Source organism: Streptomyces murinus, from assembly GCF_002154555.1.
GTDB lineage: Bacteria > Actinomycetota > Actinomycetes > Streptomycetales > Streptomycetaceae > Streptomyces > Streptomyces murinus.
In genome coordinates, this window is record NZ_MUNF01001017.1 from 1 (window position 1) to 686 (window position 686).

Sequence of the window (686 nt, forward strand, 5' to 3'; positions counted from 1 at the left end):
CGCGCTGCGCCGTGAACTGGACGCCCTCGCCGCCGCGCACGACGGCCTCACCGGGCTGCCGCTGCGCCGGCTCACCGGCGCCCTCCGCCTCACCCGCGTCCCGGACCCGCACGCGTCCTTCGACTGCGACACCTGGGACGACATCGTCAACGCCAGGGCACGCATCAGGGAGCATGGGCACGTGTTGGATGAATGGATCTCCGCAGTCAAGGACGAGCTGGGCATCGACCTGGACGTCGACACGAACGTCCTGCTCGACCTGGCCCGGGACGCCGCGCACGGTGTCGCCCGGCCCGCCGCCCCGCTGACCACCTTCCTCGTCGGCTACGCCGCGGCCCGGGGCGAGGGCGGCCCCGAGGCCGTCGCCGAGGCCTCCCGCAAGGCCGCCGCGCTGGCCCTGCGCTGGGAGGAAGAGGCGGCGGAGGCCGGGGAAAGCGGGGGCCCGAGCGCCCCGGACGCCGGATGACCGCGCCCCGACTGCGCGACGGGGCACCCGTGGAGGACAGCGACGACCTCGATGTCGAGGAGGCCCTGGCCCTCGTGAGGGACGCCAAGGACGACGGCACCGGCCCGGCCCGGGACCCGCGGCCCGCCGAGCCGCATGGCCATGCCCCGGCGGAACGGCATCGCGCCACCCCCTGGCCCCAGGCCCGCGAGATCGCCGCCCGAGCCGCCCGGGCCACCCG

Annotated in this window: 1 protein-coding gene and 1 pseudogene; both read left to right on the plus strand. The window is 77.0% G+C overall.

Annotated elements, in window-relative coordinates; genetic code table 11:
• The coding region (locus CCN72_RS37360; protein ID WP_244174685.1) for a DUF6457 domain-containing protein at positions 1–466 on the plus strand (466 nt) is incomplete at its 5' end.
• Positions 463–686 (plus strand): annotated as a pseudogene (locus CCN72_RS37365) (molybdopterin molybdenumtransferase MoeA); the annotation flags it as partial. The gene CCN72_RS37360 and the pseudogene CCN72_RS37365, both read left to right, overlap by 4 nt.